This is a genomic window from Ruegeria sp. AE4 (genome assembly GCF_056542185.1).
This window is the reverse complement of the sequence record NZ_JBQFZK010000012.1, coordinates 37464-59702: the sequence shown is the minus strand read 5'-3', so window position 1 is coordinate 59702 and position 22239 is coordinate 37464. Positions and strand designations below refer to the sequence as shown.

Sequence of the window (22239 nt, the reverse complement as noted above, 5' to 3'; positions counted from 1 at the left end):
CAACCCCGACCATGCGCCGCAAATTGATCAAGAAGGGTTACCTTATGTCCGTTTTCTTCCACCGCAGCTGCGGTGCTGTTCTGGCTTACGCCGTTGCGACCCAGGGCGCGTTCGCCGACCTTACTGCAAATGATGTCTGGTCCGACTGGCAAAGCTATTTCACTTCAATGGGCTACACCGTTACAGGTGACGAAAGCATCACCGGTGACGTCACCACTATTTCGAACATGACACTTTCTTTGACCTTTCCGGAAGAAGACGGGCAGTTCCAGATGGTCATGCCGGAAATGACGCTGACCGAAAATGGTGACGGAACCGTTACCATCGGATTGCCCGAAAGCTTTCCCATGGACGTCACGGGAACAGCCGACGATGAAGAGTTTGCAGCCAAAGTGATTTATTCGCACAGCCAGCTGAACATGGTCGTTTCGGGTACACCCGAAGACATGACCTATGACTACACTGCTGACAAACTGGGCATTGCGCTGGATTCGATTGAAGTTGATGGCGAACCGCTGCCGAACGAGGTTTTCAGCATCGCGGTCGAGGCAGGTGATCTGGCCGGTCGGTCGCGGATGCAAATCGGCGAACACCGAAACATCACCCAGACATTCAACAGCGATACACTGACCTATGACCTGAACTTTCAGGATCCGGAAAACGGTGAAAGCGGGCTGATCAATGGCCAACTGGGCCAACTGGCCTTTGAAGGCGAAAACGTGATCCCGCTGGATTTTGACATGTCTGATCCGCAGGCGTTTTACCAAGCGGGTTTCGCCTTTGATGGCACGTTTACCTATGCATCCGGCAGCACCGATCTGAGCGGGACCAGCGAAGGCCAGGCGTTCTCGATGAACAGCACCTCGGAGGGTGGACGCTTTGCCGCCAGCATCGACGCCGAGCGTATCGCCTATGACATCGCGCAGAACAGCACCAAACTGGCGGTTACAACAGCAGACCTGCCATTCCCGATCGAGTTGTCCATGGCCAGCGCAGGGTTGAATTTCGAATTCCCGATCCAGCAATCGGACGAAATACAGCCCTTCGCCTTTGGCCTCAACATGACCGATTTCACCATGTCTGATGTCCTGTGGGGCATTTTTGACCCGGCAGGCGCGCTGCCCCGCGATCCGGCGACAATTGCGCTGGACACGACCGGCACGGCAAAAGTTCTGATGAACATCTTCGATCCAGAAATCGACGTTGAGTCGGACGAAGCTCCGGGCGAGTTGCATTCGCTGAAAATCAGCCAGCTTCTGGTTTCGTTGGTTGGTGCCAAACTGACAGGTGATGGCGATTTCGCCTTCGACAATTCGAACACAGAAGAGTTTGGGGGAATGCCCAGCCCAAGCGGCGTGGCGAACCTGAAACTTGTTGGCGCCAATCAGCTGATCGATACGCTGATCGGCATGGGCCTCATTTCGGATGACGATGCGCTGGGCGCGCGGATGATGATGGGTCTGATGGCGGTCCCCGGCGATGAGCCTGACACCCTGAACTCGACCATCGAATTCACCGAAGACGGCCAGATTTTGGCGAATGGCCAGCGTATCAAGTGATACCTATCTGAAAGGGCCGCGCAGTGCGGCCCTTTCCATTCCTGGGAACCTTGTGCAAAACTTGGTAGCGGCATGGATTAATCACGATCCACACAGCCCAATCCGGTCATAGGTCTTGCGGGGCGGGCAGTGCGAGGCTAGGTCCTTGGCAATCAACCCGGAGACCTCATGACCCGCACGCCAGAAGAAATCAGCCAACAATTGCTCGATGTCGCTCGCCGGGCAGGCGCAGAGGCAGCAGATGCCATCGTTCTCGAAGGGTCCTCGGTCTCGGTCGATGTGCGGGGCGGCGCACTGGAACATGCGGAACGCTCTGAAGGCGCCGATCTGGGTTTGCGCGTGTTTCTGGGTAAACACTCAGCCATTGTGTCCAGCTCTGACAGCCGCCCGGAAACCCTTGCGGCGATGGCCGAACGCGCCGTGGCCATGGCAAAAGAGGCGCCCGAGGACCCCTATTCCGGGCTGGCGGACAAAAGCCAACTGGCCAGTGACTGGGATATTCAGTCACTGGAATTGCTGGACACTGCCCCGGCCCCGTCCGCGGAAAGCCTGATGCAGGATGCGCTGGCCGCCGAGGCCGCAGCACTGGCGGTAAAAGGCGTCACGCAGGTGTCGGATGCTGCTGCAAGCTACGGAACGCACCGGGTGCATCTGGCGGCTACAAACGGGTTTTCCGGTGGGTATGAGCGCAGCAGCCGATCCATCTCATGCGTTGCGATCTCGGGTGAAGGCACCGGGATGGAGCGCGACTATGACGGTGACAGCCGGACGTTTCAATCCGACCTGCGCGACGCGGCTGAGATTGGGCGCACCGCTGGGGAACGCGCTGTGCAACAGGTTGGAGCGCGCAAACCGGCGACCGGCAGTTTCCCGGTGTTGTTTGATGAACGTATCTCGTCTTCGCTGATCGGGCATCTGCTGGCCGCCAGCAATGGGGCCGCTATTGCGCGGGGCGCGTCTTGGCTCAAGGATTGTCTTGGGCAGGATGTTCTGCCCGCGCATCTGTCGCTGATCGAAGATCCGCACCGCCCGCGCATCTCAGGCTCGCGCCCATTTGATGCTGAAGGCTTGCCGACGCAGCGCCGGGTGATTGTGGAAAACGGTGTCCTGACGGGGTGGACGCTGGATCTGTCGAGTGGCCGCAAGCTGGGCATGGGCTCCACGGGCAACGCTGCGCGCGGTGTGTCCGGCCCACCCTCGCCCAGCAACTGGAACCTGAGCCTGACGCAAGGGGCCCGCAGTCGCGAAGATCTGCTGCGCGATATGGACACCGGTTTGCTGGTCACTTCCATGATCGGATCGACGATCAACCCCAATACAGGCGACTATTCCCGTGGTGCATCAGGGTTTTGGGTCGAAAACGGTGTGATCACGCATCCTGTCAACGAATGCACCATCGCAGGTAATCTGCGTGATATGTTGCGGCGGATCATTCCCGCCAATGACGCGCGCCCATATTTGTCGCGCGTGGTCCCGTCGCTGTTGATTGAAGGAATGACACTTGCCGGCAACTGATCTGCCCCTTCTGATTGAGGCCGCGATTGAGGCCGGCAAGATCGCTACACGCTATTCCGGAACGCAAGCACAGCGTTGGGACAAACCTGGTGGCGCCGGTCCGGTGACCGAGGCCGATCTGGCCGTCAACGCGATGCTGGAAGAAAAGCTGTGCGCTGCGCGGCCGGGCTACGGCTGGCTCAGCGAGGAATCCGAGGATTCGCCCGAGCGGTTGAACCGCAGCAACGCCTTTATCGTCGATCCGATTGACGGCACCCGCAGCTTTACCGAAGGCGCGCGCACCTGGGCGCATTCGCTGGCTGTTGCCGTGGATGGCATTGTGACTGCCGCTGTAATCTACCTGCCGATGCGCGACTTGCTTTATGCTGCGGCGCAGGGTCAGGGCGCCACTCTCAACGGGCAAATGATCACGACATCAAAAACGCCTGAGCTATTGCAATCTCAGGTTCTGGCCGCCAAACCAAATCTGGACACACAGCACTGGCGCAATCAGAATGTTCCAGCCTTCCACCGCGCATATCGACCCTCGCTTGCCTATCGCATGGCGCTGGTCGCGCAGGGGCGGTTCGATGCCATGCTGACCCTTCGCCCCAGCTGGGAATGGGATATTGCCGCTGGCGATCTGATCATCCGAGAGGCAGGCGGCGTCTGTTCAGACCGTTTGGGTCAACCGCTGATATTCAACAATGCCCACCCCAGGCTGAATGGCGTAATCGCCGCCAGCACCGCGATCCACGCGCAACTATGGGCTCAGCTGGACCCGATCGGGCCCGGAATCGGCGCATGAGCAAACCGCGCTCATTAAGCCTTGCCGCTTATCGGGTGCTGTCCTGGAGAATGCGGAATGGCGTTGGTGTAAAAACCGACCTGCCACGCCCCGAAGGCGAGGTCGTGTGGATGCACGTCGCCACGCCAGACCGCCTGCGGGCGGTGAGTGATTTTTGCCGCCGGTTGCTTCAGTCCCGATCCGAGCTGCACTTTCTACTGACCGCCCCGCCGGACGCGGATCTGTCTGCCTGGCCAGAATGCAGTTTTCCCCTGATCAACCTGCCTCAGGAACAGAGCGGGGCCGCGCGTGACTTTATCGAATACTGGCGCCCAGGTATCGGGATTTGGGTCGGTGGTGATCTCATGCCCAACATCATAACCCGAGCTGATGAACAGGCCGTACCCTTGGTGTTGTTCGACGCCCAATTTACCGTTGCACTGTCCCGGAACGCGCGCTGGCTGCCAGACATAACCAGAGTGACCTTTAGCTGCTTTCGCAAGATACTGACTGCAAATTCTGAAACCGCCCGGCACATCCGGAGACTTGGCATCCCGTTTTCAACAGTCGAAGAATCGCCACCTTTGCGCATCAGCCCAAATCCAAGACCTTGGCCAGAAGACGAGCTGATCGAAACCAACCACACGCTGGCAGGGCGACCTGTTTGGCTGGCTGCCTGGGTGCAGGACAAAGAGTTCATTTCGGTTCTGACAGCACATCGTCAGGCATTGCGCCTGTTGCACCGGCTGGTTCTGGTACTTCACGTCGCCGACGTTCACGAGGCTGCCCCCCTAAAACGGCGGCTGGAGACGATGGATTTACGCTGTGTCAACTGGGACGATGGTGGCTTGATCGAAGACAGCACGCAGGTCGTTCTGACTGCCGACCCCGAAAATCTGGGGTTGTGGCACCGGGTGTCGGCAGTGACGTTCATGGCCAGTTCACTGGAACGCGGCGCAGGTGGTCAGGACCCGTCCGACGCAATCGCGCTGGGGTCCGCCATAATTTCTGGACCATTCGTGCATCGCCATCACGAGCTTTACGCCCACCTTCAACAGGCAGGGGCAGCCAATGAGGTCAAGTCAGCAACCGAGTTGGGCGATGCCGTCGTACAGCTTCTGGCACCAGACCGCGCCGCTGACATGGCTTTGGCTGGATGGCAGATAATCACCGAAGGTGCGCCGCAGGCAGACACCCTCATCGAAATGGTGCAGGATATTCTGGACCAGCGGAGCGCAGATCATGCGGGCACCTGATTTCTGGAACAGTCCTCCGGACCAGCCGGATCTGAGGGCGCGGCTTCTGGCCCCGCTGGGCCGCCTTTATGCTGCGGCGACGGCCCGCAGGATTGCCTCGAAATCAGGGGAAAATCCCGGTGTGCCCGTGATCTGCATCGGCAATCTGAATGCAGGAGGAACCGGGAAAACGCCCACCGTGATCTGGACCCTCGAACAACTGGGTAATGCCTGGCACAAGCCCCATGTCGTGACACGAGGACATGGCGGGTCACTGGAAGGCCCGGTGCAGGTCGATCCGGGCAGGCACTCCGCCGCCGAGGTGGGGGACGAGCCGCTGTTGCTGGCGATGTTTGCCGAGGTCTGGGTTGCCAAGGATCGGGCGGCGGGCGCGCGTGCAGCGGCCGCAGCGGGGGCAACAGTGATCGTTCTGGATGATGGCTTTCAGAACCCTTCGGTCGCCAAGGATTTCTCGATTATCGTTGTGGACGCCCAGCGCGGATTTGGAAACGGCTTATGCCTGCCAGCCGGTCCACTGCGAGAGCCCGTCGATACCGGCCTGCAACGGGCCGATCTTGTACTGTCCTTGGGGGAAGAGGCGGCACAAAAGGTATTTGCCAACAACTGGAAAGGCCGGTTGACCGTTCCTCATGTCACCGGGGCAGTCGAACCCCTGCAAACCGGTATGGATTGGTCAGAAACGCGTGCGTTGGCGTTCGCAGGCATCGGCTATCCCGAAAAGTTCTTCCAAACCCTGCGACGGCTGGGTGTGGATCTGGTACGGGCCGAGGCGTTGGACGATCACCAGCCGTTGACACAAGCCCTGATGACCCGACTGGAAAACGAGGCGCGTTTGCTGGACGCTCAGATGGTCACCACCGAAAAAGACGCCGTTCGCCTGCCCCCCGCTTTCCGAAGCAAGGTGATCACTTTGCCGGTTCGGCTTCAAATTTCAGATGCCGACAGGGTCAGGGACATGCTTTTGAAAGCCGCCCCTTCACCAAAGTAACTCAGGCTGGCCCCCGGCGGGGCCAGCTGGGGTCGAGTCAGCTGCCGAGCTCTGCTTCGATCAGCTTTTTGAAATCCGCGTAGGACTGATTGTCGACTTTCTTGCCGTTCACGATGAAGGACGGGGTTGCGTGAATTCCATCGCGTTCAGCGTTTTCCTGATACCACGCGGCCAATGTCCGCGCCTTGGTGCCATCCTGCAAACAGGCCTCAAGCTGGTCGCCATCGATACCTGCCAGACGACCGATCTTGCGCAGTTCATCGACGATCTCGGCCGGACCTCCTGCGCGCGTCCATTCTGACTGACCTTCATAGATCAGATCGGTGATGCCAAAGAATTTCTCGGGACCGGCGCAGCGGGCCACCATTGATGCCCACAGACCATAGCGATCAAAATAGACCTCACGATAGGTGAACTTGACCTTACCAGTATCAATGAAATCCTTCTTGAGCTGTTTATACGCGCTCTTGTGGAAATTCGCGCAATGCGGGCAGGTGTAGGATGCGTATTCGATGATTTCGACAGGCGCGCCCTCGGCGCCCTGAACCATGTCAATGATGGTGGATGTATCCAGGTCCGCCTCTTGCGCCTCGGCGGCGCTGACCAGCGGAAAACTTGTGTTGGAATTTGACAGCGACACCCAATAGCCGCCTGCGGCCACGGCGACGGCCGCACAGATTACGGTTGCAATACGGCTCATTCTCAGCCCTTTCTCAGCGTTTCTGTTTGGATAAAACGTTGCGCCCAAGACGTTCAAGGGCCGCGCGCAATTCTTCATCATTTACACTGCGTGACACTTTGTCTGCCTCGGCAGCAATTTCAGGTGCAATCTCGGGTTTTGCTTGCTTCGGTTTATGGTCGAAACTGGCCTGCCCCTCGGCAAATCCGGTCGGAGCGGTCTGAGTAATGCGGACACGGCTAATGGCATTGTAACCGTAAACCGCGTTCACTTTACCACGCAGCTGTTCCTTCTGCATTTCCAGCATCGGGGCCTGCGGACCTGTGGTCAGAACGGTCAGGGTCGCGCCGAAACCACCTTTGCCATAGCCGACACTGACTGGGCGCGCGATAGCGGCGGTATCCTGACCCACGATCTCGGCCCAATGGGTCAACAGACGTAACACAGCAAAGCCCCGGCTTTCCCCGGCGCGCCTGATCTGGTCATTCAGCAAAGACGCGGTGCGCTTGAACCCGCGGGTTGACGAACGTCTGCGTTGCATCTGGTTTCCAACTCCTGCACCGCTATTGTAATAGGCAGAACACCGGGTGCCAGCGAAACCTGACAGGGAGACGAATAAAACTTGCGTGATTCCTTTGAATTCACCGTCAGCGCTGCGCTTCTGGAGTGGTATGACCACAACGCTCGCGCCATGCCATGGCGCACAGGACCGGCAGAGCGCGCCGCCGGGGTGCGCCCTGACCCTTATCGGATCTGGTTATCCGAAGTGATGTTGCAACAGACGACTGTAGCAGCGGTGCGGGATTACTTTCTGCGCTTCGTGACACGTTGGCCTACGGTTCAGGCGTTGGCCGCCGCGCCGGATGAGCAGGTCATGGGGGAATGGGCCGGCCTTGGGTATTACGCACGTGCGCGAAACCTTTTGAAGTGCGCCCGCGTTGTGACGCGGGATCACAATGGTCAGTTCCCCGAAACTTATGATGCGCTGCTGAAGTTACCCGGAATCGGCCCTTATACAGCTGCGGCAATCTCGGCCATTGCCTTTGATCAGCCTGAAACAGTTCTGGATGGCAATGTCGAACGCGTCATGGCCCGATTTTACGACATTGATGCGCCGCTGCCCGGCTCGAAACCCCTGCTGAAGGAAAAAGCTTCAGCGCTGACACCCTCTTCTCGGCCCGGTGACTACGCACAGGCAGTCATGGATCTGGGGGCCACGATCTGCACGCCGAAATCCCCGGCATGTGGCATCTGCCCGCTGCGCGATCCATGCCAAGCGCAGCTTGCGGGAACACAGGCTGATCTTCCCCGAAAAAGACCGAAAAAGCCCAAACCCACCCGTCACGGTCACGTTTACATCGCGCGCATGCCAGATGGGGCCTTGCTGCTGGAGCGCCGACCGGACAAAGGTTTGCTGGGCGGAATGCTGGGCTGGCCCGGATCGGAATGGGCTGACGATCCGGTCGAGCACCCCCCGCTTGCGGCAGATTGGAAGATGGTGCCGGGCGAGGTGCGCCACACTTTTACGCATTTTCATCTGATTTTAAGAATCTGGACCGCAGAAACCACCGGTCAAGATGTTCCCGATCATCTGATCGCAGTGGGAAAGCACAGCTTCAAACCCAGCGACCTGCCCACGGTGATGCGCAAAGCCTATGATCTGTGGAAAGGGCAATAACACCGCTGTGCATTCCCTGGCCTCGCGGCTAGGCTGTCCCCATCTAGTAGGAGCACCAGAGATGAGCGCAACAGTCTCGTTGGCACGCTGGCAACCGGCATCACCCTTCTGGGTGTCCCTTCTGTTGATCCCACTGATCTGGTTCACTGCTTTCGCGGGCGGATGGTGGGTTCTGCTGATCCCGATCTCGACCTGGTGGGTCTTTGCCGTGCTGGACCGGATCACCGGGCTCAACGTGGGAAATGCGGACCCTGAGACGCCAGACGATGCTCTGCAACGGTATATCCTGCTGACCAAGCTTTGGGCACCCCTTCAGTTCCTTACCCTGTTTGGCCTGATCTGGTACGCGAGCCACGGCAGTCAGCTTTCGACGCCTGAGAAAATCGGCCTGTTCTTTGGCATGGGTGTTATCACGGGTACGGTCGGTATCAATTACAGCCACGAGCTGATGCATCAGAAAAGCCGTTGGGAACGCTGGCTGGGCGATATCCTTCTTGCCATGGTGCTCTATTCTCATTTCCGGTCCGAGCATCTGCTGGTCCATCACCGTCATGTGGGAACGCCACGCGATCCGGTGACGGCGCGATACAACGAAGGGTTTCACCGCTTTTACCCTAGGGTGTTGCGGCAAAGTCTGATCTCGGCCTTCAACGCCGAGCGCGGAAAACTGGCCCGCAAGGACCGCCCCTGGACCGACCGCTCCAACCCGTTCTGGCGGTATTGGGCGTTGCAAGGGGGGATGCTGGCACTGGCGGCCCTGATCGGAGGATGGTCCGGTCTGGCCCTTTTTCTCTTGCAGGCCGGGGTCGCGATCTGGCAGCTGGAACTGGTCAACTACGTTGAACATTACGGGTTGACCCGGAAATATCTGGGCGACGGGCGGTATGAGCACGTCCTGCCCCGGCATTCCTGGAACGCCTCGCAAAAGGCTTCAAACTGGTTGCTGATCAATCTTCAGCGCCATTCGGATCACCACTACAAGCCAAACCGCCGGTTCCCGCTGCTTCAACACCACACGCCCGAAACGGCACCGCAACTGCCCTATGGCTATCCCGTCATGACTGTGGCTGCGATGATCCCACCGCTGTGGCGACGGGTTATGAACCCGCGGGTCAGGGAATGGCGGCGCCAGTACTACCCCGAGATCACCGATTGGCACGCCTATAACAAGGCCCTGAACCCGGTACCTGATGCGTAAACGATGCGCGCCGGGCGGGCGCATCAGGCCCGGCGCTTTGGGTACTGTTCTGGCGAGGTGTAAGGTCTTCAGCCTTTCATCACCCAGATATCCATCGGTGTTTCCACGCCGCGCACAGATTGATCGGTAAGCTCTGTAAAGCCAGTCATGGCGACAGACGCAGACTGGTTTTCCTCTGCGATCCGCGCGCGCACGGCATCACTGACCACGATACGCGCCTGCAAATCACGCGTCAGCGCCTCGAACTTGGCCGCGACATTGACGGCATTCCCGATGACAGCAAATTCAAGCCGGTTCGCGCCAATGTCTCCCAGCACGACCGAGCCATAGTGCACCCCGATCCCGACATGGATTTCAGGCTCTCCCACCCGGCGGCGGTCCAGATTCCATCGATCAATCACGCTGACCATCGCGCGTGCGCATCCCAGCGCATTGCTTGCGTCCAGCGGTGTGGGCACCGGGGTGCCAAAGGTCGCCATCAGGCCATCCCCCAAATACTTGTCCAGGGTTCCGTGGTGGCGAAAAACTTCGGTTTCCATGCGGGCGTGAAAGCCCCGCAGCACTTCGATTACGTCATAGGGGTCGCGCCCGGCGGCGTATTTTGTAAACCCGACGATGTCGATGAACAGAACGGCCACATTCTCTTTTCGGACCTGTTTCAGCGGCTCGTCATTCTGGCTCAGCTCCTCCACCACGTTGGGCGAGAAATAGCGTGACAGGTTGGCCCGTTCCCGTTCCAGCCCTGCATTGCTCATCAATAGCCGGTTCAGCCGCTGCATCGAAAGGCCCAAAGTCACGGCCACCATCATGAAAACGATCACCTGCTGGATGCGCTGAGGCGCCATGAAACTGTTCGGATCCAGAAGCTCGGCAACATCCGGGTAGCCTTGCAAAGCAGTCGCAACTTTTTCGCTGATCCCGGGAATGGGCGTTGCGACCCACCAGGCAACGATCCACCCGATCGTCCACATCATCGCCGTCCAGGTCCCGATGGCGATCACGGTCCGCCAAGAATAGGCCAATGTGCCTGCCGCCAGAATGATGAAGAAGTACTGAAAGTTGTCGAACCGGTATTGCATGGCCAATGGCCTGACATCATCGCTGAAGGGATTGGGTACGATCATCCCAAGTGTCATGATCAGCAGGTCGACGAAAATCAAAAACAACTCGCCCCGCGATTGCCCGACACGACCTGCACGGCGGATCAACCACCCGTTGCCGCAGATCAGCAGCAGAATGAAGTGATACCAAAGCACCTCCCATTGCGGGTTCAGAAAAACCAGCAGCACCGCAGTCAGCGCCATCGCCACCCATCGCGCACGCACAGCCAATTCCAGACCCTCGCGCTTGTGCCGTTCCAACGCGGCCTCGGTATATTTGTTGTCCAGATCAAACGCATCGGGCTGGGTGAAAAACAGGCTTCGGCGGGGCTGTGCGGTCGTCTCGGTCATGGCCGTGGTCTTTCTTGCGGAGGCTAGGCAGCCTTATGCAATCACTGTTGAAGGCAAAACAAAAGACCCCGCCGGTTGATCGGCGGGGCAAGGCATAGTGCCATGTGTCAGGCCACAGGCACCGGCGGTGTTCGTGAATTCAGTTGTGCATCTCTGCGCGGATCTGTTGCCGCAAGATGTCAATCGGTACGGTCTTGCCGTCCCGCTTGAAGCACCAGTATGTCCAGCCGTTGCAGGACGGGGCGTTTTCCAGATGCGCGCCGACCTGATGGATTGACCCTTTGACATTGTCACCCACCAGCGTTCCATCCGCACGCACCTTTGCCTTGTGGCGCTGGTTCATGGAATAAAGCTCTTCACCCGGGCGCAACATCCCGCGTTCGACCAGTTGGCCGAATGGCACGCGTGGCTCGGCACGTTTGCTGGCACTGACTTCCAGAGCTTCGCGATCAAACTTGCGGACCTTGGCGATGCGTTTTTCAGCCACCTTGCGATAGCTTTCCTCTCGCTCGATACCAATGAACTCGCGCCCCAGCATCTTGGCGACGGCCCCGGTGGTGCCGGTGCCAAAGAACGGATCCAGCACCACATCGCCAGGGTTGGTCGAGCCGACCAGCACGCGGTGCAACAGCGATTCCGGTTTTTGCGTCGGATGCGCCTTGTCGCCGTTTTCATCCTTGAGCCGCTCATGCCCGGTGCAGATCGGCAGCACCCAGTCGCTGCGCATTTGCACACCCTCGTTCAGGGCTTTCAGCGCCTCATAGTTGAAGGTGTATTTCGCGCCTTCGCGCTTGGACGCCCAGATCATCGTCTCATGCGCATTGGTGAACCGTTTGCCGCGGAAATTCGGCATCGGGTTCGACTTACGCCACACAACGTCGTTCAGAATCCAGTATCCGGCGTCCTGCAGCGCTGACCCCACGCGGAAAATGTTGTGATAAGACCCGATCACCCAGATCGCACCATTGGGTTTCAGCAGACGATGCGCCGCCTTCAGCCATTCGCGTGTAAACTGGTCATACGCCCCGAAGCTTGCGAACTGATCCCAGTGATCATCCACCGCATCGACCTGGGAATTATCCGGACGATGCAACTGACCTTTCAATTGCAGGTTATACGGCGGGTCCGCAAAAATCAGATCCACTGACGCCTCGGGCAGACTGTTCATCACATCGATGCAGTCCCCGGATAGAATCGTGTTTAAAGGGAGCGCTCTTGCGCCCTTTTTGGTGGTTGTTGTCATATCACTGCCTCAAGTGTCCACGGCGCTTTTGCGCTCATTTGGTTGAGACAAGGATGAGTCAAAGTCGATTCGCCGTCAAATTCTTTTTTGAATCAGCAGCTTACGATTTACTCTTGATACAAGATATTGTGCACCGGTTTGAACGAACGCCTATGGTGTGGGGTCACGCCAAGATTTCGCAGCGCTTCCTTGTGTTGTTTTGACGGATAGCCTGCGTTGGTTTCCCACCCATAACCCGGATGCTGTTGCGCTAAATCCACCATCACCTGATCGCGCCAGTTTTTCGCCAGGATCGAAGCAGCCGCGATCGACACCGATCGTGCATCGCCCTTCACAACGGCCTGTGACGGAATTCTCAGACCCTGCGGTATCAGGTTGCCATCAATCAGCACAAAATCAGGTGCCGAGGTCAACGCCTCCACCGCGCGCATCATCGCCAAGTGCGACGCCCTCAGAATATTGACCTCATCAATTTCGGCGACAGAAGCTTCGGCCACCGCGAACTCAGCAGTGTCCCGAATCTCGGCGTCCAGCACGGCCCGGCGTTTTGCGGTCAGCTTTTTTGAGTCATTCAGGCCATCAGGAAAGTGCTGCGGGTTCAGAATCACGGCGGCAGCCACAACCGGCCCGGCCAATGGGCCGCGCCCGACCTCATCCACACCTGCGATACGGATGTGGCCCATGTCCAGCAGCGCCTGCTCAAGTTCGAAGTTTGGCATTGTCATGCCCTTGGCAAACCGCGTTTCGCGTAGCACCGCAAGAAGAAAAGAGAGGGCGGCGCACACCACCCTCTCTCTCACGGCACTTCTTTGGCGCCGTTCCTGCTCAACCCGAACTACTGATAAACGACGCGGTATCCCTTCTGGCGCAGGCATGCAGGTTCATAGGCCCGCCTGACCTTTTTGCCATTCCAGAAACCGACCTTGCACTCTTGCGGCAGGCTATTGGCATGTTTGTAATGTTTCTCGAGGCATTTCGGCCCAAGCAGCGGATGGTCCTGCGAATACCCATCATAGGTGCGCAGGCAGCGCTGGGGCAGGTCGTAACGCGCCACATGCGGCGGCAACGGACGCACCGGCTGCGTCACATGTGGTGTATGGGTATAGGTCTGTTGACGCGTCGCCCGATCCTTTTTCTTTTCCTTGTTATAGTAATGAACGCCGGCACCGATAATAGCGATGGCCGCCAGCCCCCCAAGAATGTCCTTTGCGTCGGCCGCCTTCGCCTGAGAAGCCGACACACCGGTAATCGCAACCGCGGTCGCAATGATCAAAGCGATGAATTTCTTATGCATGATGCCTGTCCTTTCGGATGTTCGTGCGACCGTATGACGGACCGCGTGCTGATTGCCCTGAAAGTGGGGGCACCTGCCCAAGACAAGCAATAACGGCCCGGTGTTATCGGATATCAGGGGCAGCAAACCCCTTGGGTTATTGAATATCGCGGCAACTCATGCGCAGGATGCGGCCTATGAAACAGATCCTCTCTTCTCTGACCTTTGCGGCCCTGTTATCGCTTGGTTCTGCTGCGACAGCGGCAGATTGTTATGCGGACTACAAAGCCAAGAAGGACAACCCGCTGCGTTTGCATTACGGCGTCATGCAGGTCACAAGTTGCGACAAGGGGCAGGCCCGGGCAGATATCGCCCAGCGCCTGAACGCGTCAGGTTGGACCTTGCTTGAAGTGCAGTCCGTTTTCGGGCCGGAAGGGTTGGATCAGAGGAAAGGCAATGCCGGACAATTCTATCTCCGTTTCTGATGCACGCCGGTCGGGTGTCCGTCTGGTTGTGCTGGGCATCGCGGCCATTGTCGTCATTCTGATCACCGCTGCCGTTTTCCTGTTCTGGACCTTGCCGGACGCAAATGCGTTCAACGCACGTGTCGAGCGGCTGTTTGTCGAGGCCGATCTGACGTCACAGACTGAGATTCGCCTGCTTGAAATTCTGGCCCAGTCTGGCACCGCCTTTGCTGACACCCTGTCCAGTTACCGGATGGTGATCTATGTGCTGCTGGTTTTTGCCAGTGCGATGATGATCTCGGCACTGGTCTTTCTGGTGATGCTGGTCTTGTTGAACCGGCGCATGGCACAGATCGAACGTACCGGCATTCAGGTAACGTCGCTGCTGATCAGTCGCGAAGAAAACACTGTCTACCTTAACAACATGGATTTCAAACTGACGCCCGCCGCGATGGAAACCTTGTCGATTCTGGCGGAATCCCGGTTGGATGACGAGGTATTGTCCGGCGCCCAGATCGAGGCCATGATTTCCGGTCGCGATGCCGCCGATTGTGACGAAGCCGCGGGCGCAACACGGATCAAGCGGTTGCGCGACGCGCTTGGCAACCAGATGGTCAGCGAACTGCTGGTCAAGAATATTGCCAAGAAGGGGTATATGCTGTCGATCGAGAAGGACGTCATTCAAATGGTCTGACGTTTTGGCGCGTCGCTCGCGCCCGGTAAATTCCCGTTGCAGCCTCTTGGAATGTCAGGTGGAAAGCCCCATTCTAAACAAACCCCAGGCAGAGGAGGTCGCTTATGAACGTCCACGCCGCGCCACAGATGAATGGATATGGAATCTCAGTTGAGCCGCTGGAAGGCAGGATTGCCATTTACCGGAACGACATTCTTCTGGCTGAAAGCACAAACGCAAAGGTGATGTATGAAACGCGTTTGCCGCCAACGATTTACGTTCCCCGCGCAGATGTATGTGTGGATCTGAGCGAAGAAACAGACCTGCAAACATTCTGCCCGTTCAAAGGCACCGCCACTTACCACGACATCCAACTGGCCTCGGGGCCCCTGACCAATTCCGTCTGGGCTTATGAACAAGCCCTGCCGGAAAGCGCGGACATCCGGGGCTGTATCGGGTTTGTGTCCGGCGCCTACACCCGGATTGACCTGGGCAACAATCGCCTGCGCGAGCCTGACGACGGCAATATCAGCGGACCACTGATCGACTGGCTGATGCGCGGTGCTTCCGCCGCGACCACGCCCGAAAGCTTTACCCAGGCATTGGCCGAGAAGATGCTGGAGCACGGCATCGCCATCCAGCGGCTGAGCATTCTGGCATGGTCCTTGCACCCCCTGATCGCGGGCAAACACTATATCTGGGAAAAGGATCAGGACGAGATTCTGACCCGCGCCCCGACCTACGAAATCTATGATCACCCGGCTTTCATCAACAGCCCGTTGCGCCATGTCTCGAACGGGTTGGGCGGCGTACGGCAAAGACTGAACGACGATAACCCGCATTACAGCTTCCCAATCATGGAGGAGTTGCGGGCAAAGGGTGCCACCGACTATGTCGCGATGCCGTTGCCCTTCTCTGACGGTCGGACCAACGTTCTGACCCTGACCTGTGACCATCCCAACGGGTTCACCACCGAGAATCTGGGCCTTGTATTCGAATGCTCTTCGGTAATCGCACGCTTTTACGAAGTGTTCATGCAACGCGAGAATGCACAGGTTTTGCTGGAAACATATGTTGGAAAACGCTCTGGCGCACGCGTGTTGGGGGGTGAGATCCGGCGCGGTGACGGGGATGAAATCGACGCTGCAATCATGTTCTGTGACCTCCGCAACTCGACAAGCCTCGAAGAGAAACTGGGGCGGGGCACATATATCAGTGTTTTGAACGAGTTCTTTGAAACCGTCTCGGGTATCGTTCACGAAAACGAAGGTGAAGTTCTGAAATTCATTGGTGACGCTGTTCTGGCGGTATTCCCGGCAGCCAATGAAAACGCCAGCGCGGCCCGTGCCAATGCCCAGCGCTCGGCAATCAAAATCGTCGAAACGTTGGGAGAGTTGCGTAAAGCAGGTACCGGCATACATTGCGACTGTTCTATTGGCGTGGCTTATGGGCGCGTCACCTATGGCAATGTGGGCTCTCGTGAACGACTTGATTTTACGGTTATTGGACAAGCGGCCAACATAGCAGCGCGGTTGGGCGAATATGGGAAAACCGAAGGCCATCGCATAGTCGTGTCCGAAGATATTGAGCCTGCCTGTTCCAACGCCTTACCATTGGGCGCGGTCAACCTGCACAACGTGACTCGACCCGTTATATGCTACGCATTGCAAACCACAGCCGACGAGATTTTGAACGGTTAACTTTTGGTTTGTGCAGGTCAAACGAGAGATGTCGGGTACTAGATTGCGACCAGGGCTTTTGCCCGCGTCTTCTGATTACACAGCCCCAAGCAAGATCAAAGCGGTCTGCGCTGACGAGATCGTACTTTGAAGACCCGCGATTTGACTTCTGGCCAGATAGGTGTCGGTGAGTTTCTCAACCGCCTTCTGGTCGGAAAACTGTGCCAGATCATCCGATCCAGTCAGACGGAATAACCGGCTTTTGAACTCGACCAATTGCTTGTCGATATCCAGTTGGGCGAATGATGGTGGTAGCCCAAGCGCCGTTTCCATCATTTTGCGCAGCGGTGGCAATCCCATAAGATCGAACCATTTCGTATCTGTACTGCTTCCGCTTTTCGCCAGATCAGACAGCTCGCGCTGGGCATAAAGCGAAATGCGCATCGTCTCATCTGACTGTCCGACCGCGATCTCAAACCGCGCTGAAAGGCTGGCCTGAGCTATCTCTTCCATATTTGTGACCAGCACCGTTTTTCGAACAGCTCCCGGACCAAACCCGAAAGCATCCGAAAACTCCCGGTACCGTTTATCCGCCAAACGATTGGACAAAGCGTCATCCGCCTGTGTTCCATCCTCCAGGATTTTCCGGATAAAGAACCGGTTATCCACATCCCCTTCCAACCCAAAGGCACCCAAAGCGACCTGCAACAATCTGCGGTCAGAAACCAACTGTTCGGCGGTCTTCACTTCCCCAATGTTGTCCAGGAAATACTTCGTCTCCCTCTCATTCACTGCCGAAGACGAGAAACTTTGAAACTGACCTTGATAAGTACGTTGCAGAAACCGCCAGCCGACGATTCCGCCAATCGGAATGACAGGTTGAAAGCTCATTGCTGATAGGCCATCAACCGTTCTTCGCGCGGAAGAAGCGAGCGAAGTGACTTGAGGCATTTATAGTATTGCTCGGCCACCAGCGCGTCTGTCGCCTCGGACAATACACGACGGCTGTCTGTATCCGTAAAAACCTGGCTTAGCTCTTCTACGCTGCGCAACAGGTGTTGACGCGCCCGAGCCGGATCCATGTCTCCGGACAGAACAAGTTGCGCGGCATAGCAGACACGGCGCACCGGAGTATTTACTTCATCCGGATGTATCGCATCGCGCAACCGCAGGACATTGGCCTGCGGCGTCATGATCGAAAACCGGCCGCGGCGGTCGCCGTTTTCAATCACAACACCATTGATCAGCACCCTTTCCTTCGGGGCGAGTTTCAAAACCAGCCCGCTCATCAAGTTGCCCTCATCTGGCGCAATCCGCGCAAAATCGCTGTGTTTATTTCAAGCAATGGTTCGATGGACGCGCCGTCCGTTAAAATGCGGCTGCTGTGCAGTTCCGTAAACTCGGCAAGGTAGAAAATCCTGGCGCGAATATCGTTCGGCAAAGCGTTTGCCGAATCCGCGACACCTGTCGCCAACACCCCCCATAACCGGCGGTTCTCGTGCACGGCCTGAACAAACGCCGAGAAATCCGTTGCCTTGCGCGCCGTGGCCGCCTTGAGACGCCGTGTAATTCTGGAAATTGCCTCATATTCAGTGTCACGGGGCGTTCGCGTCGGCGCGGCGGCTTGCGCATAGGTGTATTGAGCGAGGGTTTGCGGGGTCACTTGAAATCCTTCCAAAAAGCCGTCGTCAGATAGTCACGACCGGGGCGCGAAAACCGCGCCCCGGACCGCGTTGCGTATTAGCGGAACAGCGACAGGATCGACTGCGGCGCCTGGTTGGCGATCGAAAGCGACTGTGTTGCCAGCTGCTGCTGCACCTGAAGGGCCTGCAAACGCGCCGAGGTTTCTTCCATGTCAGCGTCGACCAGCGCACCGATACCGGATTTGAACGAGTCAGAGAGATTCGAAATGAACTCTTTCTGGGTCTCGATACGACCCTGCGCCGAGCCAAAGGCGGCCGAGGCATCAATCGACGTGTCGATAAGCGATTCGACAGCCGCCAACGCAGCGGTCGCCCCCGCACCTGTCGACACATCAATACCTGCCAGCGCGCCCAAACCACCGGCACCCGCATTCACGAACTGAGCCGAGAACGAGATGTCAGATCCTGTGCCGTTTGTAACCGACAACGTACCCGCAGTGCCGGAGTCGTAATCGACAGTCAGACCGGTAATTCCCAGCTCTTCGATCTTCGATTTCAATCCGACAGCAACAAGGTCACCGGTCGTCGTCGCGGCAGCGTCTTCCGCGGAAACGGTATAGGAAACAACCTGATCGTTAATGGCGACGACAACCTTATCTCCGGCCGCGAAAGCACCGCTGGATTCATCGGTCACCAACGCCGTCGCGGCCGTTGCACCATTGTCAATGGTTGCCCCCACGCGGTCATTGCCGGTCGATGCGCCGGTAGAGCCGTCGAAAACCTGTTTGGTGACATATCCACCGGTCGACAGGTTCTGCCCCGAGACTGAGATTGACGACGCAGTCACCGCCCCGGTGTTGTCCCGATCCAGCGATGCGAGGATCGATGCAGAGCCGGTCGAGCCGTCGACAAGGTTCAGACCGTTGAACTGGGCCGCGCTGACAACCGATGCGATCTGATCCTTAAGTGCGGTCACATCGTCATTGATCTTACCGCGGTCAACGTTGTCTTCCTGCGCCGCGACGATCTTGCTTTTCATCTGAGTCAACAGGTCGGTGACTGTTTCAGACGCATTTCGCGCAACCGCAACAGTCGATTCGCCCAGCGCGAGGCTGTCTTTGATCGCGTTGAAGCCCTTGACGTCGGATTCCATCACCTTCGAGATCGCCCAAACCGCCGAGTTGTCCTTGGCAGTCGCGACGTCCTTGCCGGTCGAAATCGCGTTCTGGGTCATTGCCAGGTTCTTGTTGACCGACTTGAGAGTTTGCAGCGCAACCATCGCGCCATTGTTTGTCAGAATGCTGGACATTGCCTTTTCCTTTTGCCTTCGGGCCATTTTCGCCCATGTTCACCCCGCTGTATCTGCGGGCATTGGTGTCTTTCTGACTTGTGCGACGCGCCGCGTGGCTGTTCGCGCCACCTGATGTTTTCAGGTGCAGCATCACTTTTGAGCCCGATCCCCTAACGGAGTGCTAAAACGCCCGGACCAGAAGTTTCAGATTTGAATTAAACCCAGGCCTATGCGCGTTTTTCCAGCTTTGGCGTGTTACGAACGGGAAACTCACTTCGTTGCCCATCAGCGCCGTAAGTACTGAACTCCTGCCGAACCCGCCGCAGTTCAGCCATGCGGCTGGCGACGGCCCGAATCCCCTCGGCGGCACTGTTCAGCAATGCCTGGTTGCGTTCGACTTTCTGCTGCACTCGAACCAATGCATCACTGTCAAGCACCTGAAGGTCGTTGATCGCGCCGATCAGTTTTTCTTTTTCCGGCACCATATGCGTCAGACGATCCAGATCACCCTGGACAAGCGCGGCACGCTCCAGATCCAAAACTTCTTCCAGAGATTTGATCAGTGCCATGTCGACTTCAGATGTCATCGGTTTTCTCCATCAGTGATTTCAGCAGAATTTCTGACAAACCCACCCCGCCAGCCCGGGCCAGTTCGCGTGCCTGATGCTGAACAAGAAACGAAGAAAACTGATCTTCACCGGCTCCTCCTCCAAAAGACTGGCGCGTTTTGCCCAATCCGGCCGACTTCATCATTTCGCTGAGGAATGCGGCCTCCAACTCGATGGCCGCGTCTTTCAGTCGTGTCTGGGCCAATGGCGTTTGAGCCACCTGGGGAATTGCTGAGACGTGCATGGTTTTCTCCGAAAATGCTTCGAACTTTCTCGATCAAAGGTGAAAGCGGTTAAAATAAACGTAACTTCCTGCGGGCAGAGTTCTGATCAATCACACGGAGCCAGAGCAAAATGCCCAACCCACTAACGCTGGCAGCCGCAGCGCCAACAGCAACTGCGAAACCCAGTTCGCCCGCCAAAGATCCGGGTCGTACTGCCGGGTCGGACAGTTTCGAGGACATCCTTGAACAGGGAAACCAAACACATCCTCTCCCCGGCACCACGGCTTTGGCCACTTCTATCGAAACCACCGACGAAACTGCCGAGATTGAGGTTGAGGCCGTTCTGTCAAACACGGCTGAGGCATCTGTCGAGGCGATTTCACCTCGGGCACCAGAGTTGGCAAACAACATTTCGTCGCAGACCGAGATGGCCGGGACATCCGAAACGCCTGGGGCAGATACAGTGCATCCCGCGCCGTTTGTTCCTGCCGCAGCGGATATCCCCGCAACGGGTACGACAGAACCGGAACAAACCGTTGCGTCAATGGGTTTGCCCCGTCAGACCGACATTCAACCCTTTGTGCCCGGGCAACCAATCGAAGAGCAGGTTCACACCGCTTCGACCCAGGTCACGCCAGCCCAAAAACCCTCAGAGGCTTTGCCTGTGCTGAGCCAGCCAACCCGATCAAAGGACCAGACAGCCGGGTTGAAAGCCGAACCCCTCCTTGAAAGCGCAAAGACGGCGCCCGAGACAGCGGAAGTCGCTGCCACGCCCAATCCGACAAGTCCAAACCGCGCGACACCCGTTGCGCAGCTTCAGCTGATCCTCAACTCAATCGAAGCGGAACAGGCGGCACCGGTTCATGAGGTTGACTCTGTGCCCATCGCCTTAGACGAACCCGTTCAGCAAGCCCCCCGCGAGGTGGCACAACACTCGGCGATGCCCTCTCCGTTCGCCCGTGCTGAAATTGCCCGTGCCATAGCCGGGCAATTGGCGGCAACGATTCAGACCCGACCGGGAACCGGCATCATGGAAATCTCGCTAAGCCCCGAAGAATTGGGGCGCGTATCCATTGTGCTGAACGGTCGGGATGACGGGCTCCAGATGACAATCGCCACCGAACGCCCGGACACGATGGAACTTTTGCGCCGCCACCTGTCCGTTCTTACGGAGGAGTTTCAGAAACTGGGCTATGGGAACCTGAACATCGATCTGGGGACTCCGTCGGATTCAGGTGCACGGGATCAGTGGACAGATGAATTCGACGCTCAGGCCGCACCGGAATCCGAACCGGTTCAGAACGTACACCTCGCGCAAGCCACGCCGCTTCCACAAACTCCTGCTCCGGTCAGGGGCATCGATATGAGATATTGAAAAATGATCACACCCGTCACCGCCACACAGGCTGCCACCTCTCAGCAAACTGCCGGTCCGTCCCGGAGTTCTGCGATCACCTCGGATTTCGAAACGTTTCTGCTGATGCTGACCGCGCAGGCCCAGAATCAGGACCCGCTGGAGCCGATGGATTCAACCGAATACGCATCGCAACTTGCGCAGTTTTCGATGGTTGAACAACAGATTCAAACCAATGACCTGCTTTCCGCCCTGACCAGCACGCTTGGCAGTGTCAATCTGAACGACCTTGCAAGCTGGGTCGGAATGGACGTCCGATCTGCATCGGGGTTCCATTTCAACGGCCAGCCGGTGACCCTGTTCTCGAACGCGGATTCTGACGCGGACGCAACCAGACTGGTGATCCGTGATCATGAAGGCACAGTCGTCGACACGGTTTCTGTTCCCACAACAGCGACGGAGTTTGCTTGGGCAGGTGTGAATTCCTCAGGCGATCCGATGGCCGCTGGCAACTACACCGCGACGCTGGAAAGCTATAAGAATGACCGGCTGATTTCCGAGAAACCGGTTGCTGCCTATAACCGCGTCGTCGAAGCGCAGGTGGGAGAGGATGCTGTTCTGCTGACCCTGCAAGGTGGTCAAGTGATTTCCGCAGATCTGATCACTGCGGTCCGAACGGGCGCTTGATCTGTCAGGC

24 protein-coding genes are annotated in these 22239 nt (G+C 57.6%); 12 read left to right on the top strand and 12 right to left on the bottom strand.

Features of this window, described 5'->3' with window-relative positions; all coding sequences use genetic code 11:
* Positions 1-44 precede the first annotated feature (44 nt).
* The 5 genes from ACR0EK_RS14650 (at position 45) to lpxK (ending at position 6084) form a co-directional block, all read left to right on the top strand.
* Complete coding sequence (locus ACR0EK_RS14650; RefSeq protein ID WP_480967897.1) at positions 45-1559, top strand: DUF2125 domain-containing protein; 1515 nt, start codon at positions 45-47, stop codon at positions 1557-1559.
* Positions 1560-1727: 168 nt separating this feature from the next.
* Positions 1728-3074, top strand: a complete 1347-nt coding sequence (locus ACR0EK_RS14645) for a TldD/PmbA family protein (RefSeq protein ID WP_480484121.1) — start codon at positions 1728-1730, stop codon at positions 3072-3074.
* The gene (locus ACR0EK_RS14640; RefSeq protein WP_480488586.1) at positions 3061-3861 is read left to right on the top strand and encodes an inositol monophosphatase family protein; all 801 of its coding nucleotides are present in this window, start codon (positions 3061-3063) and stop codon (positions 3859-3861) included. Before ACR0EK_RS14645 ends, ACR0EK_RS14640 begins: the two co-directional genes overlap by 14 nt.
* On the top strand, positions 3858-5096 hold the full coding sequence (locus tag ACR0EK_RS14635) for a 3-deoxy-D-manno-octulosonic acid transferase (RefSeq protein WP_480488584.1): 1239 nt from the start codon (positions 3858-3860) through the stop codon (positions 5094-5096). The genes ACR0EK_RS14640 and ACR0EK_RS14635 overlap by 4 nt, the downstream gene beginning before the upstream one ends.
* Positions 5083-6084, top strand: coding sequence for a tetraacyldisaccharide 4'-kinase (gene lpxK, locus ACR0EK_RS14630; RefSeq protein WP_480506434.1), 1002 nt, complete (start codon positions 5083-5085; stop codon positions 6082-6084). The genes ACR0EK_RS14635 and lpxK overlap by 14 nt, the downstream gene beginning before the upstream one ends.
* Positions 6085-6121: 37 nt before the next feature.
* Here lpxK and ACR0EK_RS14625 read toward each other — a convergent pair whose 3' ends face one another.
* Both ACR0EK_RS14625 and ACR0EK_RS14620 read right to left on the bottom strand, forming a co-directional pair.
* Positions 6122-6784 (bottom strand): DsbA family protein, encoded by a 663-nt coding sequence (locus ACR0EK_RS14625; RefSeq protein WP_480900468.1) that lies wholly within the window; start codon positions 6782-6784, stop codon positions 6122-6124.
* A 13-nt stretch (positions 6785-6797) separates the two neighbouring features.
* Positions 6798-7304 carry a DUF721 domain-containing protein gene (locus tag ACR0EK_RS14620; protein WP_480967896.1) on the bottom strand — a complete coding sequence of 169 codons (507 nt, stop codon included), beginning with the start codon at positions 7302-7304 and terminating at the stop codon, positions 6798-6800.
* 81 nt (positions 7305-7385) lie between these two features.
* Here ACR0EK_RS14620 and mutY point away from each other — a divergent pair, with 81 nt between their 5' ends.
* Both mutY and ACR0EK_RS14610 read left to right on the top strand, forming a co-directional pair.
* A complete protein-coding gene (gene mutY / locus ACR0EK_RS14615) occupies positions 7386-8441 on the top strand; it encodes an A/G-specific adenine glycosylase (RefSeq protein WP_480871133.1) in 1056 nt (351 codons plus the stop codon).
* A gap of 61 nt (positions 8442-8502) precedes the next feature.
* On the top strand, positions 8503-9639 hold the full coding sequence (locus ACR0EK_RS14610; RefSeq protein WP_480871135.1) for an alkane 1-monooxygenase: 1137 nt from the start codon (positions 8503-8505) through the stop codon (positions 9637-9639).
* 68 nt (positions 9640-9707) lie between these two features.
* On the opposite strand, the gene ACR0EK_RS14605 is transcribed toward ACR0EK_RS14610, so the two are convergent.
* From ACR0EK_RS14605 to ACR0EK_RS14590, 4 genes are all read right to left on the bottom strand, one after another.
* Positions 9708-11090 carry an adenylate/guanylate cyclase domain-containing protein gene (locus tag ACR0EK_RS14605; protein ID WP_480871137.1) on the bottom strand — a complete coding sequence of 461 codons (1383 nt, stop codon included), beginning with the start codon at positions 11088-11090 and terminating at the stop codon, positions 9708-9710.
* Positions 11091-11229: 139 nt separating this feature from the next.
* Positions 11230-12333 carry a DNA methyltransferase gene (locus ACR0EK_RS14600; RefSeq protein WP_480484129.1) on the bottom strand — a complete coding sequence of 368 codons (1104 nt, stop codon included), beginning with the start codon at positions 12331-12333 and terminating at the stop codon, positions 11230-11232.
* Positions 12334-12440: 107 nt separating this feature from the next.
* On the bottom strand, positions 12441-13058 hold the full coding sequence (locus ACR0EK_RS14595) for a ribonuclease HII (protein ID WP_480900471.1): 618 nt from the start codon (positions 13056-13058) through the stop codon (positions 12441-12443).
* Between the two features lie 110 nt (positions 13059-13168).
* Positions 13169-13627, bottom strand: a complete 459-nt coding sequence (locus tag ACR0EK_RS14590; RefSeq protein WP_480488575.1) for a hypothetical protein — start codon at positions 13625-13627, stop codon at positions 13169-13171.
* Positions 13628-13803: 176 nt separating this feature from the next.
* On the opposite strand from ACR0EK_RS14590, the gene ACR0EK_RS14585 reads away from it, so the two are divergent.
* From ACR0EK_RS14585 to ACR0EK_RS14575, 3 genes are all read left to right on the top strand, one after another.
* On the top strand, positions 13804-14091 hold the full coding sequence (locus ACR0EK_RS14585; protein WP_480774108.1) for a hypothetical protein: 288 nt from the start codon (positions 13804-13806) through the stop codon (positions 14089-14091).
* Positions 14063-14764, top strand: a complete 702-nt coding sequence (locus ACR0EK_RS14580) for a winged helix-turn-helix domain-containing protein (RefSeq protein WP_267365085.1) — start codon at positions 14063-14065, stop codon at positions 14762-14764. The genes ACR0EK_RS14585 and ACR0EK_RS14580 overlap by 29 nt, the downstream gene beginning before the upstream one ends.
* A gap of 104 nt (positions 14765-14868) precedes the next feature.
* The gene (locus tag ACR0EK_RS14575) at positions 14869-16443 is read left to right on the top strand and encodes a DUF427 domain-containing protein (RefSeq protein ID WP_480484132.1); all 1575 of its coding nucleotides are present in this window, start codon (positions 14869-14871) and stop codon (positions 16441-16443) included.
* Positions 16444-16518: 75 nt separating this feature from the next.
* Here the strand turns inward: ACR0EK_RS14575 and ACR0EK_RS14570 are convergent, their stop codons facing one another.
* The 6 genes from ACR0EK_RS14570 to ACR0EK_RS14545 all read right to left on the bottom strand — a co-directional run bounded on the left by ACR0EK_RS14570 (position 16519) and on the right by ACR0EK_RS14545 (position 20208).
* The gene (locus ACR0EK_RS14570) at positions 16519-17313 is read right to left on the bottom strand and encodes a DUF1217 domain-containing protein (protein ID WP_480900473.1); all 795 of its coding nucleotides are present in this window, start codon (positions 17311-17313) and stop codon (positions 16519-16521) included.
* Positions 17310-17711 carry a flagellar biosynthesis repressor FlbT gene (flbT, locus tag ACR0EK_RS14565; RefSeq protein WP_267366588.1) on the bottom strand — a complete coding sequence of 134 codons (402 nt, stop codon included), beginning with the start codon at positions 17709-17711 and terminating at the stop codon, positions 17310-17312. Before flbT ends, ACR0EK_RS14570 begins: the two co-directional genes overlap by 4 nt.
* Entirely contained in the window at positions 17711-18085 is a 375-nt protein-coding gene (flaF, locus tag ACR0EK_RS14560; RefSeq protein ID WP_480900475.1) for a flagellar biosynthesis regulator FlaF, read from the bottom strand. The genes flbT and flaF overlap by 1 nt, the downstream gene beginning before the upstream one ends.
* Before the next feature lie 77 nt (positions 18086-18162).
* A complete protein-coding gene (locus ACR0EK_RS14555) occupies positions 18163-19374 on the bottom strand; it encodes a flagellin N-terminal helical domain-containing protein (protein WP_209505009.1) in 1212 nt (403 codons plus the stop codon).
* 209 nt (positions 19375-19583) lie between these two features.
* Entirely contained in the window at positions 19584-19943 is a 360-nt protein-coding gene (locus ACR0EK_RS14550; protein WP_209505010.1) for a flagellar biosynthesis protein FlgN, read from the bottom strand.
* Complete coding sequence (locus ACR0EK_RS14545) at positions 19933-20208, bottom strand: rod-binding protein (protein WP_267366596.1); 276 nt, start codon at positions 20206-20208, stop codon at positions 19933-19935. The genes ACR0EK_RS14550 and ACR0EK_RS14545 overlap by 11 nt, the downstream gene beginning before the upstream one ends.
* 110 nt (positions 20209-20318) lie before the next feature.
* On the opposite strand from ACR0EK_RS14545, the gene ACR0EK_RS14540 reads away from it, so the two are divergent.
* Together ACR0EK_RS14540 and ACR0EK_RS14535 are read left to right on the top strand one after the other, a co-directional pair.
* Positions 20319-21563: a flagellar hook-length control protein FliK gene (locus tag ACR0EK_RS14540; RefSeq protein ID WP_480774112.1), complete on the top strand. Its 1245-nt coding sequence runs from the start codon at positions 20319-20321 to the stop codon at positions 21561-21563.
* A gap of 3 nt (positions 21564-21566) precedes the next feature.
* Positions 21567-22229 carry a flagellar hook capping FlgD N-terminal domain-containing protein gene (locus ACR0EK_RS14535; RefSeq protein ID WP_480900476.1) on the top strand — a complete coding sequence of 221 codons (663 nt, stop codon included), beginning with the start codon at positions 21567-21569 and terminating at the stop codon, positions 22227-22229.
* The last annotated feature ends 10 nt before the right edge of the window (positions 22230-22239 follow it).